Below are 12,862 nucleotides of genomic sequence, written 5' to 3' on the forward strand. Positions count from 1 at the left end.
CAATTCTGTTCCTTCTTACTGTTTTTAGGTTTGTTAAATCTGTCGATTCAACCGTTCTTGAAAAATCTCTTAAAGAATTTTCAGGGTTGTTGTCTATTGTTTAGTTATCAACGTTCTTTGTTGTTCGCTGTCGTTCGCGACAGCTTTAATAGAATATCATGTTTCTTTTCATTTGTCAACACCTTTTTTTGAATTTTTTTATTTTTTAAATCGGTGTTTTTCAAAAGAAAACGGAGAAAGAGGGATTTGAACCCTCGCGCCGGTCACCCGACCTACACCCTTAGCAGGGGCGCCTCTTCAGCCTCTTGAGTATTTCTCCTTAGCCTGAATTTTATTCTATATTTACTGTTCCATTACACATTTTTAACTTGTAACATCACAGCGCATTAATTATTATACATAACAAGTCGTATTATGTCAACAGTTTTTTTAATCTTTTTCAAAAACTTTTTTCTTCTATATATATTTGTGATTTTATAAGTATACTTTTCTATTTTTTATTGATAAGAAACGTCAAATAATGAAAAGCAGGGATTTTACTTCGTCCGTAAATTTCCCTGCTGCTCCATCATTATTTTTCGTACTTTTCTATTGTCTCTTCAATCCTATGCTTTACCTCAGCCGCAATTTCTACTGTTTTCATATCTTTATATTCATCATAAAGCATCGGTTTCAGGAAATGCACCTGGACTGTTACCGGTTCTATGCTGCTTGTATCAAAAGGTTTGAACGAATCAATCAAAGCAACCGGCACAATCGGACATTTTGCTTTTGTGGCTGCTTTAAAGCTTCCCCCTTTAAAATCCAAAAGTTTATTTCCCATCTTCGATCTGGTACCCTCAGCAAATATAATATAATTTCTTCCGCTCTGCACTTCTTTTGTTACATTTGAAATTACCTGCATAGACTGCCTGATATCTTCACGGTCAATCGAAAATGCTTTCATTATAGCTACACACTGCTTTAAAAACGGAACTCCTGCAGCTTCTTTTTTGATGACTGCAGAAAGCGGTCTTGGACATACATCAACAATAGCCAGTACGTCATAGAGTCCTTGATGATTGGGAAACAACATAAAGCCGCCTTCCTTTGGGATATTCTCCTGTCCATGCGGTTCTATGGTCACATTTCCTCCTTTATTTGCTCTTGCTACTATATATTGAAGAAACTTATATCTTTTCTCTTCTGGAATCTTATCCGCATGTGAAGCATAATAGCACAGCTTACACCACATAAACGGCACCAGAATGATATTCCGAAATACCATCAATAAAATTCTTTTCATCTGTACTATTCCTCACAATATTCTTTGATTGCTGTTTCATAAAGATTATTTCCTTCACAATCAATCACAACGATTACCGGCAAATTCTCCACTTCAAGCTTTCTGATTGCTTCTGTTCCAAGATCATCATAGGCAACAATCTCTGATTTTTTGATGCATTTTGAGAGTAGCGCACCGGCTCCTCCAACTGCCGCAAAGTAAACAGATTTATTTCTAATAATTGCATCAATAACCGCCTGACTTCTCTTGCCTTTTCCGATCATTGCGCCAAGCCCCAGATCAAGCAGTCTTGGTGCATATTTATCCATTCTACTGGCCGTTGTCGGTCCTGCCGATCCGATCGGGCGTCCTTCTCTGGCAGGAGACGGTCCCATATAATAGATCATCTGATTTTCAATATTGACCGGGAGCATCTCACCTCTTGAGAGAGTCTCGTCCATTCTTTTATGTGCCGCATCTCTTGCCGTGTAAATCGTTCCGGTTATATATACGTAATCGCCTGCTTTAAGGGACTGTGCTTCTTCTTTTGAAATCGGTGCTGTAATATGTTGATCCATATCTGTTTGTTCCTCACTTTCTTCCTTATCTTTCTCTATTCGCTGCACTGTACATTTCATACTTGTTGCTACGACTTTCTTTATATCGTACGGATCACATGCCGGTTGACATGGCAACAAATATTGATTCCGACAGGCAGTCCGGCAATATGGGTCGGATAAGTATTTATATTTACTGCAAGTGCTGTTGTGGATCCTCCCAGACCGCCGGGACCGATTCCTAATTTATTGATCTTCTCCAGAAGTTCCTCTTCAAGATCCTTTACATATGGAATTTCTGAATGACTTCCTACTTCTCTGGTTAAAGCTTCTTTGGCCATTAATGCACATTTTTCAAAAGTCCCTCCGATTCCGACACCTACCACCATCGGCGGACAGGCATTTGGCCCCGCATCTTTCACCGCAGTCAGGACGGCATCTTTCACACCTTCGATTCCGTCTGCCGGCTTCAGCATAAATACACGGCTCATATTCTCACTTCCGAAGCCTTTCGGAGCGACTTTAATCTTAACTTGATCGCCTTCCACTATCTTATAGTGAATGATTCCAGGTGTATTATCTTTTGTATTCTCGCGGATGATCGGATCCTTCACTACTGATTTTCGAAGATATCCCTCCACATATCCCTGACGGATTCCTTCGTTTATGGCATCTTCCAGCATACCACCTTCGAAATGAACTTCCTGTCCGACTTCGATAAATATAACTGCCATTCCGGTATCCTGACAGATCGGAATCATGTCTTCTGCTGCAATCTGCAGGTTATCCTGCAATTGATTCAGAATTTGCTTTCCAAGAGGTGATTTTTCAGTGGAAGCTGCATTTTTCATTGCACAATCCATATCTTTTGACAGAAAATGGTTTGCCTCGATACACATTTCTTTTACATTCTTTGTAATTTCTTCTACATTTATTGTACGCATAAATGTCTTTCTCCTTCCGGTATCCTTTTTATGCCAGCATTTCTTTCCGTCTATTATTCGACATTAACTGCATATAGAATAATTATACACCATCAAAAGGAACCTGCAATCTGTTTTGCACGGATTTTGGAAAAGTTTGCCTGCCGAAAACCGATTTTCCCACACCGCTGCGACACTTCCTGAAAATAATTCTTCATCATAATCTCAGCAGAATTTTCCTGAGCATTTTCATAATAATATATGCATCCGTCTCCATCATCAGATGATACCTCTTTCGGGTCAATTTCTGCAATAATCGGTGCCGCATCGAGGGATAAGTTACACATCATGTACTCAAGATCGGCACATGTAAGCTGCTCGATATGACTCACATTATATTTTGCAATCCAGTAATCCGGCGTGCGCATATTCGGAATACGATATTCCTTCCGGAAGACTTGCCTTCAAAAACAGATATCGAATCTGAATCATAGAGTATAATAAATAAACAGATGCAATTATACTCGTAAATACAATTCCTGTTAAAGACTTGTATTGCTTATCTTTCTTCTCTGTTTCTTTATTTGAATTAACACGACATGATGCATAAAAAAATGCATAGATCAGTAAAAATCCTGCCATAAATGTAATTAAAACTCCAAATAAAGTATTGAACATCTCGATCAATGAATTAAATCCTTCAAAATTCATCCATGAAAACGCACTTTTAATGATTCTATTAAATACAATATCCGAACCGGCAAGAAGAGGTACTACCACAAACAGCACGCCAATTGCCATACCGCCTCCCAGAATGATTGGTTTCCATTTTTCTTTATCCACTGTTCTTTCTTTTTTGCTGCTATTGATGATTTCTTTCGTATTTTTCAGCGGAAGAAAAATATTTCCTATTGTCGCAAAAGGTATCCTTATCATTTTATTGATATATTCCAGTATTTTATCATTTCTTTCTTCATTCATCTGGTTGATCATCAAACTCATAAGAAGTACAAGCATGCAACACCAGTTTAAAAACTGTATCAACATATTTGCTGTCAGGCATGTAGACACTCCACATAATATTACTCCAATGTAAATAAATTTTGTTTCTTTTTTGTGAACCAGATTAGCTTTCTTAAGAAACTTATTAATAACTATAACTGTTGTAATTGCATAAAGTAAAAAAGTCCATCCGAATAAATTCTTATACATGCAGAATGCAAATACGATTCCATAAAAAATACTGACTACTGTAAAATACCGGTAATTGTCTTTGATACATATTTCATACATAAAGATTCTTCTTCCTTACAATTTTAATACATTTATATTTATTCTGAGGCTGCATCTTCATCCGGTACGTATTCCAGAATATCCCCAGGCTGGCAGTCCAAAGCCCTGCAAATTGCTTCTAGTGTGGTAAAGCGTATTGCTTTTGCTTTATTATTTTTTAAAATAGATAAATTCGCCATGGTGACATCCACTTCTTTTGAAAGCTCGGTGAGTCCCATTTTACGTTTAGCCATCATGACATCCAGATTAATTACGATTGCCACAAGATACACCTCCCTAGATTGTCAGATCATTTTCATCTTTGTAATTGACTGCTTCCTGAAATACGCAGGAAAGTACCACACTGAACAGTGCTGCAATAAAAAACACAAGAATGATGATCAAAGTTGCAGGAGTTGGAACCAGTAATACTTTGATAAAAAAGAAAATAGAAATTACCAGGCTGTACCTTGCCATTCTCCTAAGACTTTTTACATTATCTTCCACGAAACAATTCACTTCCAGAACTGTCTTCATCATTTTTCGTAATTCATTTACGATTAAAATTCCGTTTAAACCAGATACTGCAAACACGATCAGCATTGCCAAATAATGGATTTCTATGTCTTTTGAATAATGTGTTCCGGCAAATCTGAGCCATATTGGCAGCGTGAGCAGGACAATAATTCCTGTAAAAAACATAATGTCCAGAATCAATTTCGTCAGCTTTTTAATTCGTTCATACTTCATTGATTATACCTCCAGTATATTTTCTATTTCCTGTTTCTGTCATTATATTCCATATTATTTCGAATTGCACTTCCATTTCTTCCATACAGAAAACCTAAAATTCTGGGAAGTGTCAAAGCTTTACCTGAGATTCTGCTGAAACGCGACTATAATCATGTACTGATTATTACAGATGAAGGAATCATGAAGCTTGGCCTCACGAAGCGTCTTGAAAAAGTACTTTCCGAAAATAATATTAAATATACGATTTATGATAAAACCGTGGCTAATCCCACTACAAAGAATGTTGCTGAAGCAATGGATTTATTTCTTTTCAATAATTGTAATGCCATCATCGGTTTTGGAGGTGGTTCAAGTATGGATTGTGCCAAAGCAGTGGGAGCTAAGATTGCAAAACCAAAACAGCCTCTTTCCAAGATGAAAGGAATCCTGAAAGTGCATAAAAGAATTCCACTTTTGATTGCTGTTCCCACCACAGCCGGAACCGGAAGTGAAACAACGCTTGCTGCAGTGATCACCGATGCTGAGACACGACATAAATATGCAATCAATGATTTTCCTTTGATTCCCAGATATGCTATACTTGACCCAAAGGTAACCTTGAGTCTTCCTCCATTTATCACCGCAACCACCGGTATGGATGCATTGACACATGCAGTAGAAGCCTATATTGGAAATTCTACAACTTATGGAACCCGCAAAGATGCTCTGAAAGCAGTCGAATTGATTTTTAAAAATATTGATACGGTTTATACAGATGGTAAAAATGAGGAGGCCCGTAAGAAAATGTTGCATGCTTCTTTCTATGCCGGATGTGCATTTACAAAATCCTATGTAGGTTATGTTCATTCTGTTGCTCATTCTCTTGGTGGGGAATACAATGTTCCGCACGGACTGGCAAATGCAGTGATTCTTCCGCTTGTTTTGGAAGCTTATGGTTCCACGATTTACAAAAAGCTCCACAAACTCGCAATCGCTGCCGGACTGGCAGATAAAAATACACCACATGAAACAGCTGCGAAAACATTTATTCTTGCAGTCAAAGAAATGAAAAAGCGATTTGAAATCGGAGATACCATTGAATCGATTCGGGAGGAAGATATTCCAAAGCTCGCTCACTATGCCGATAAGGAGGCAAATCCACTTTATCCGGTTCCGGTACTGATGGACGCCAAAGAACTTGAAACATTTTATTATCAATTGATGCAACAATCTGAACAGTAGGAAGGAGAATTTTCATGACGGAACATGAAATCAGAGAAATCGTTGAAACACAGCGTAAATTTTTCTACACCGGAGCTGTACTCGATGTAGATTACAGAATGCAGGCTTTGAAAAAGCTGCAGTCCTGCATTTTGAAATATGAAAACGAAATCAACGATGCAATAAAAAAGGATTTGGGAAAGAGCGCATTTGAAAGCTACATGTGCGAAACAGGGCTTGTTTTGAGTGAAATCAGCTATATGTTGAAACATATCCGCAAATTTTCCAAAGAGAAAACTGTTCTCACTCCGCTCGCGCATTTTCATTCCCGCAGTTTTAAGAAGCCGTCTCCATACGGTGTTGTGCTGATCATGAGTCCCTGGAATTATCCGTTTTTATTGACGATCGATCCTCTTGTAGATGCCATCGCCGCCGGAAATACCGCTGTTGTAAAACCGAGCGCCTATTCCCCTAACACAAGCGAAATTATGAAAAAACTGATTGAAGAATGCTTCGACAAAGAATATGTTGCGTTAGTGACCGGAGGACGAGCTGAAAATACCTGCCTTCTGAATGAACACTTTGATTACATTTTCTTCACCGGAAGCCAGACAGTCGGCAAAGAAGTCATGAAATGTGCTTCTTCCCATCTCACACCGGTTACGCTGGAACTTGGCGGTAAAAGTCCTTGTATCGTAGAAAAAAGCGCCAACTTAAAGCTTGCCGCAAAAAGAATCGTATTTGGAAAATACCTGAACTGCGGGCAGACCTGCGTGGCACCGGACTATATTTTCTGCGACAAAGAAATCAAAGATCGCCTGATTGAAGAAATAAAACTGCAGATTGAAAAGCAGTTTACAACCGATGCTCTGCATAATGATCACTACGGAAAAATCATCAATCGGAAACATTTTGACCGGATCTGCGGACTGATCGATCCGTCAAAAGTTGTCTGCGGAGGCAGATCAGACGCTGATACATTAAAAATCGAACCTACTTTGATGGATCACGTAACATTCGAAGACGCTGTTATGCAGGAAGAAATCTTCGGACCGGTTCTTCCGGTTCTGACATATGATTCTTTGGATGAAGCGATCCGTAAAATCAACTCTATGGCACACCCACTCGCGCTGTACATTTTCACCAACAGTAAAGCTGTTGCCAGGAAAGTAACTTCCGAATGCGGATTTGGCGGAGGATGCATCAACGATACGATCATTCATCTTGCTACCAGTGAAATGGGATTTGGTGGATTCGGAGAAAGCGGAATGGGATCTTACCACGGACGGGACGGATTCCGGACCTTCTCACATTATAAGAGTATTGTAGATAAAAAGACATGGCTGGATCTTCCTATGCGGTATCAGCCTTATAGCTCACTTAATGAAAAATTGATTCATATGTTTTTGAAATAATATGGTAAATAATTCAGGTATACATGAGTTTTAATATTTAAAATGGCTGGCTTAGATTTTAAATATTCTAAACCAGCCACATGCTTTTATTCTCTTTTCAGTTCTTCTATCACATTCTGTTTCTTAATCTTCTGTATACTGTACAGCATACTGCAGAACACTACGATCATAACCCAGATAATTGCGACAAACAAAGGTTTCCATGGATATACAAACTGAATTTGTGCACTTCTGGCGATATTGCCAAACAGTAGTACACTAATCAATAGCGATCCGATAACTCCATAGCTGATGGACTTGAATCCGTAAATGAGGCACTCATAATTCATCATTTTATGAAGCATCTTCCTGGACATTCCCATAGACTGAAGCATGGCAAATTCTCGTTTTCTCAGCATAACGTTGGTTGATATTGTGTTAAACACATTTGCTGCTGCGATCAGGGATATCAATACAATAAATCCATAAGTCAGTACCTTTACAGAGAGAAGCATTCCTCTGTCTTTTTCATAATCTTTCGCCGCACATGACAGATAACCATTTTCCAACAGTTCTTCATTTGTCATTTTTTTCTCCAGTTCCTGATAGACCGAATTGTACTGTGTTGCTTTGATTGCAATATTGGATTCAACCGAATTAAACAAATCATCCTTGAACAGGTACTCTTCCATCCTGCTTTCCGGAACCAGAATGATGACATTTCCATATCCGCTTTCCTGAGAATCGAATAGATAATCCGGAAGATTTTCAATGGAATGACTCAGAATGATTTCTTTTTCTTCGGAAAGTTTTGTGTTATATTCTCCGTTTTCTGTTGGGATTACTTGCTCTCTATAATATCGGAGTGTCAGATTTTCTTTTCCGTCAAAGAATTCTTTTTCTACATATTTTCCTTTTTCTGTATCATATTTTACATATTTATCGTAATATACCGGATTATTGCCATATGTATATTTTACAAATTCATCGTCCGGGATAAAGATCAGATTGCACCAGATTCTTGCCTCTTCTACATCAAAATAAATAAATTGATCTTTATATTCCTGATATCGCTCTACTCCTTCTATCTCGTCTAAGACTTGTTCTATTTTTTTATTCTCTGTTTCTAATTCTTCCATTTCATCCATTTTATAATCTCTACTGGTATAAAGGATCTCGTATTCCGGCATTTTCATTACAAATGCTCCGGTTGAAATGAGATATTCTGAAAGCAGGGACGCGGACACAAATAAGATAATGCTGATGGTAAGTGAAAATACGGTCGCTCTGTATTTTTTCCGATCGCGTTTGTAATTTTTATCTGCAAGCATCCCTTCTACTCCAAACAGTTTAAAAATATATTTCGGACTTTTTACTTTCTTGGAACGTATTTTTATATCTTTTGTCGCGCGAATTGCCTGCATTGGTGTAATCTTACGTATTCTTCTGACAGGTCCCCAGACGGAAAGGCATACCAGAATAAATACGATCAGAATCGTCATTGGAATGATGTATGGATACACATGTAACCTGATTGTTTCTTCGTCACCGTGAATCCATCCTCCAAGCCACGGACCAATATAGTGAAGTGTTACAGCGATTCCTCCTACACCGGCAAGGATACCGAATGGAATTCCTATGACCGCCACCGAAGCTGCTTCGTACCACATGGCTTTTTTCAGCTGCTTATTTGTCGCGCCGACTGAAGACAAGATGCCAAATTGTGTAGTTCTCTCTCTTAGCGAGATGGCAAATGTATTATAGATCAGTGAAATGGATCCGATTCCAATGATGAAGATCAAGATCTGCATGATACCATCTAAAAATGTCATGTATGCACTGTTTCTGGAAGCTCCGATCCATTTTAAAACTGCTTCATTTGAGTTCCAGCTTGTTCCTTTTCCTTTTGTCTCGATAAATTTCTGGATATTTCGCGGATTTTTCAGCTGTACATACGTGTTATAAGGCGCCTCTTTGTCTTCTTCCTGATGTTCCTTTGAAAGAATTTCCCCGGTAAATGCGTCCATACCTCCGCCGCCCATATTGCTGTTTCCCCAGGACTCCAGGATACCTACGATCGTATAGGTTCTCTCATATTTCGGAGCAAAATTTTCGTATTTATCCTCCTGTTCCTGATATTCGATCCAAGGATTTCCGGTTATCTTTTCTCCGTCGATGATCCAGTCGCCTACCGTAACTGTGATCGTATCTCCTACATCAACCACACGATACTGTTCTCCGGTCTGAGTACTAGTCATGGTAATCGTTTCTTCCTGAAGGATGATTTCATTCTCATTTTCCGGCAAGCGCCCCTCCGACAACTTCACTCCCAGAAGCTCTGCGGCTTCCGGATTCATCGTCTGCATATACAGATAATTGGCTATCTTTTGTCTGTTTTTCTGCCTCAGAAAAGAACCATCTCCATATCCCAGCTCCCTTATAGAAACACATTTCTTGACATCATCATATTTTGCAGTCTCTTCATATTCTTCTTTCGAAAGCGCTTCTTCGTAAAGATGCCATTCTCCATTTTCCCGCTTTCCGCGCTCCAGCATATAATTCTGAACGCTGCCTCCAAATACGAGAACTCCCGTTACCATGGAGGTCGCCAGAATGACACCTATAATCGATACAATCGTCCGGATCTTATTCTGTTTCATCGTCTGACAGGTGATTTTTGCAAAAATGTTCATTACCGAATCACCTCATCTCTCACGATCCGTCCATCTTCCAGCGAAATGATCCGGTCTGCCTGCAGCGCAATATTTTCATCATGAGTAATCACGATCAATGTCTGGTCGTAGGTTCTGTTCGAATATCTGAGAAGCTTCATGATTTCTTTGCTGTTCTCAGAGTCCAGATTGCCCGTCGGTTCGTCAGCGAGAACCAGTGTCGGCGCATTCATCAGCGCTCTTCCCACCGAAACTCTTTGCTGCTGTCCACCGGAAAGCTGATTCGGCAAATGTTTCCTCCTTTTCTTCAGTTTTAATAAGTCCAGAAGTTCTTCCAGGCGCTCTTCATTTACCTTTCTTCCATCCATAAGAACCGGAAGTGTCATATTTTCTTCCACAGTCAGAACCGGAATCAGATTATAAAACTGATAAATCAGTCCGATCTGCCTGCGCCGGAAAATGGCAAGTTCTTCTTCTTTCTGCGCATAAACATCCGTTCCGCCTACGATAACCTTTCCGCCGTCCGGTTTGTCCACACCGCCGATCAAATGGATCAGCGTTGATTTTCCGGATCCGGATGCACCGACGACCGCGACAAATTCGCCTTTGTCCACAGTAAAGGAAACATTGTCCAAGGCTTTCACCTGATTGCTTCCCTCGCCATATACTTTTGTCAGGTTTTCTACCCTTAAGATTTCCATATTTTATACTCCTCCTTCGTCATGTAATGTCATTTTTCTTTTTCTGATTCTTAGTATAACGAAGTCAGATGACTGCTCCATGACTCGTGGATGACAATTTTGTCACTTTAGGTTCGAAAAAATATTTACGTCTTACATCGGTGTCCCAACTTCGATCAGATTTCCATCCGGATCATAAAACCGGATTACCTTTTGTCCCCATGAATGTGTCATTAATCGATTCACATATTTTACGGACGGATCATATTTTTCGAGTTTCTCAATAAAAGCTTCAATATTTTTCTCTTCGAAATATAATTCACACGCATTATTTTCCGGAATAACATCTTTCCCCGTGAATTTCTTCCAGATTGATTCTTCCTGAAGGACTAACCCCTCCGTCAAAATCATATTTCCGTCGTTGTCAAGGATCGTTTCAAGACCAAACAACTTGTGATAGAATTCTTTCGATTTTTCAATATCTTTCACAACAATCAGTATATTTTTTAATTTCATCTTCATTCTCCTCCAAAAACTATGCTTGTTCTCTTACCATTTCACTTCATAAGCCGTATATTCATGGCTAAAATGATATCCCAGTTTCTCAGCCAATCCTACCGACCACTTATTCTGAGCATCCCAACTGGGATACAATCCTCTCTTCAAACATTCCAGAATCAGTTTTGCCCCACATGCATAAGCCAGACCTTTTCTTCTGTGATCTTCCCTCGTATCAATTTCAATTTCAATTCCATCCTTGTATCTGCTATAAGACGAGGCCCCGGCTACCAGCTCACCATCTTTTAGAGCGACTACTCCAAGCCCCAGTTCCTTGTATGCAGGATAATCTTGAAACTGAGATACCAGATCATTAGCCCACTTATTTTTCCGGCATAATTCATACTCTTCTTGTTCTAACAACTTCAATTCATATTCCTCTGGTAATTGCAATATCGCTTGTTCCAATTTACTTTTATCAAAAATATCCTTCTCTTTTTTGATTGCATATCTTGTAACTTTCCTGGCGTTTTTTCCATAACATTTCTCAATCAGTTCTGCCCATTTTTCATTCTGCGGAACCATGATGATAAAATCCTGATTGCAGTTTTTTGGTTTTAATCGAAGTAATTTTTCATCCGGTTTTCCGGCGTAGAATGCAAAATCTCCTAATATTGCCAGTGCCGCATCATTTTCCGGAGGATTGGTATAGATTTCTCCCATGATTTCCTGTAGGCAAGACCATATAATTGTTTCGTCCCATTTGCCGAATATTTCTTTTATTTTCATTTTTTCTCACTTTTGTAGAATATATAGCTACAGTATATCATAAAAATAATAGATTTACCCTCTAAAAAATCAAATCCTCTGAAACAGAAAGTTTTTACCTTTTTCCATTTCAGAGGATTCTTCCCTCCATCAACACAAACTAATTTCTAAGCGGATATACATCCCGAATCAGTCCATCCTGATCATATTGAAAATAAATTTTTTCTTCTTTTTCTTTCTCTCCATCCATATATTTTACAAGCACAGTTTCAGAAGTATCTGTTTGATCTACTAACTCAATTTCTTTAACATATATTTCTTTTTCTTCACTATCTGCCTCAAATAAGAATTGTTGTCCATACGTTGAAATAAAATATTCTAATCTGCCCATTTCAAAGTACTTTCCCAATAAGTCTTCCCAATTTTTTTCTATTTCTTCTTTCTGTTCCGACTGCTCCTTTTCACTTATTCCTTCTCCTATGACAGTTGCGGTTTCGCTGGTGAACAGTTTTGGATTTGGTGCTGTAAACATCGCATCCACAACTTTTTCTGCCGCTTCACTTACGGTATTATCATCCTCCTTCGAACACCCTGGTATTATGGAAAGTAATAATAATAAAAAAATTATTTTAATAATGTTGTTTTTCATGATATATCACTGCTTTCTTAAAATGTCTTTTTTAATTATCTTATTTTTGACTTTTTACATTCTTTTTTAGGTAGTGTCAAATACTACCTGTTTTTTTGTGCAGTTTGCGCCCTCTGGCGGTCGCAAATGCGTTTTTCAACGGCCGCTATGCGGAGCAGAACGGCCGCTCGTATTTAGTTGATTGTTGATAAGTTATCGTATGTTTATCTTGATTGTGTAGTGTTTTGTTGCT

General features: G+C 38.7%; 14 protein-coding genes and 1 tRNA gene. 2 read left to right on the plus strand and 13 right to left on the minus strand.

Annotation, left to right across the window (positions count from 1 at the left end; translation table 11 throughout):
• Positions 1-231 precede the first annotated feature (231 nt).
• From ACTNA4_RS15205 to ACTNA4_RS15240, 8 genes are all read right to left on the minus strand, one after another.
• Positions 232-319 (minus strand) — tRNA-Ser (locus ACTNA4_RS15205).
• Between the two features lie 252 nt (positions 320-571).
• Positions 572-1,285, minus strand: a complete 714-nt coding sequence (locus ACTNA4_RS15210) for a lysophospholipid acyltransferase family protein (RefSeq protein ID WP_427820735.1) — start codon at positions 1,283-1,285, stop codon at positions 572-574.
• A 5-nt stretch (positions 1,286-1,290) separates the two neighbouring features.
• Positions 1,291-1,902 carry a Fe-S-containing hydro-lyase gene (locus ACTNA4_RS15215; RefSeq protein ID WP_427807333.1) on the minus strand — a complete coding sequence of 204 codons (612 nt, stop codon included), beginning with the start codon at positions 1,900-1,902 and terminating at the stop codon, positions 1,291-1,293.
• 20 nt (positions 1,903-1,922) lie between these two features.
• On the minus strand, positions 1,923-2,765 hold the full coding sequence (locus ACTNA4_RS15220) for a fumarate hydratase (protein WP_427807332.1): 843 nt from the start codon (positions 2,763-2,765) through the stop codon (positions 1,923-1,925).
• Between the two features lie 92 nt (positions 2,766-2,857).
• Positions 2,858-3,172 carry a hypothetical protein gene (locus ACTNA4_RS15225; RefSeq protein WP_441030900.1) on the minus strand — a complete coding sequence of 105 codons (315 nt, stop codon included), beginning with the start codon at positions 3,170-3,172 and terminating at the stop codon, positions 2,858-2,860.
• Positions 3,138-4,037 carry a DUF4153 domain-containing protein gene (locus ACTNA4_RS15230; protein ID WP_441030903.1) on the minus strand — a complete coding sequence of 300 codons (900 nt, stop codon included), beginning with the start codon at positions 4,035-4,037 and terminating at the stop codon, positions 3,138-3,140. Before ACTNA4_RS15230 ends, ACTNA4_RS15225 begins: the two co-directional genes overlap by 35 nt.
• 38 nt (positions 4,038-4,075) lie before the next feature.
• Positions 4,076-4,300: a helix-turn-helix domain-containing protein gene (locus ACTNA4_RS15235; protein WP_427807327.1), complete on the minus strand. Its 225-nt coding sequence runs from the start codon at positions 4,298-4,300 to the stop codon at positions 4,076-4,078.
• A gap of 13 nt (positions 4,301-4,313) precedes the next feature.
• Positions 4,314-4,766, minus strand: coding sequence for a DUF2975 domain-containing protein (locus ACTNA4_RS15240; protein ID WP_441030906.1), 453 nt, complete (start codon positions 4,764-4,766; stop codon positions 4,314-4,316).
• Between the two features lie 18 nt (positions 4,767-4,784).
• On the opposite strand from ACTNA4_RS15240, the gene ACTNA4_RS15245 reads away from it, so the two are divergent.
• Positions 4,785-5,990, plus strand: a complete 1,206-nt coding sequence (locus tag ACTNA4_RS15245; RefSeq protein WP_441030915.1) for an iron-containing alcohol dehydrogenase — start codon at positions 4,785-4,787, stop codon at positions 5,988-5,990.
• Between the two features lie 14 nt (positions 5,991-6,004).
• Positions 6,005-7,384, plus strand: coding sequence for an aldehyde dehydrogenase (locus ACTNA4_RS15250; RefSeq protein ID WP_441030909.1), 1,380 nt, complete (start codon positions 6,005-6,007; stop codon positions 7,382-7,384).
• Between the two features lie 86 nt (positions 7,385-7,470).
• On the opposite strand, the gene ACTNA4_RS15255 is transcribed toward ACTNA4_RS15250, so the two are convergent.
• The 5 genes from ACTNA4_RS15255 to ACTNA4_RS15275 form a co-directional block, all read right to left on the minus strand.
• Positions 7,471-10,056 carry an ABC transporter permease gene (locus ACTNA4_RS15255; RefSeq protein WP_441030912.1) on the minus strand — a complete coding sequence of 862 codons (2,586 nt, stop codon included), beginning with the start codon at positions 10,054-10,056 and terminating at the stop codon, positions 7,471-7,473.
• The gene (locus ACTNA4_RS15260; RefSeq protein ID WP_427807318.1) at positions 10,056-10,736 is read right to left on the minus strand and encodes an ABC transporter ATP-binding protein; all 681 of its coding nucleotides are present in this window, start codon (positions 10,734-10,736) and stop codon (positions 10,056-10,058) included. The genes ACTNA4_RS15255 and ACTNA4_RS15260 overlap by 1 nt, the downstream gene beginning before the upstream one ends.
• 132 nt (positions 10,737-10,868) lie before the next feature.
• A complete protein-coding gene (locus tag ACTNA4_RS15265) occupies positions 10,869-11,231 on the minus strand; it encodes a VOC family protein (protein WP_427820743.1) in 363 nt (120 codons plus the stop codon).
• Positions 11,232-11,264: 33 nt separating this feature from the next.
• Positions 11,265-12,002: a GNAT family N-acetyltransferase gene (locus ACTNA4_RS15270; RefSeq protein WP_441027010.1), complete on the minus strand. Its 738-nt coding sequence runs from the start codon at positions 12,000-12,002 to the stop codon at positions 11,265-11,267.
• Between the two features lie 139 nt (positions 12,003-12,141).
• Complete coding sequence (locus ACTNA4_RS15275; protein WP_427820745.1) at positions 12,142-12,630, minus strand: hypothetical protein; 489 nt, start codon at positions 12,628-12,630, stop codon at positions 12,142-12,144.
• Positions 12,631-12,862: the final 232 nt, after the last annotated feature.

It is taken from the genome of Bariatricus sp. HCP28S3_A7 (assembly GCF_052066375.1).
In the GTDB taxonomy this organism is placed as follows: Bacteria; Bacillota; Clostridia; order Lachnospirales; family Lachnospiraceae; genus Allocoprococcus.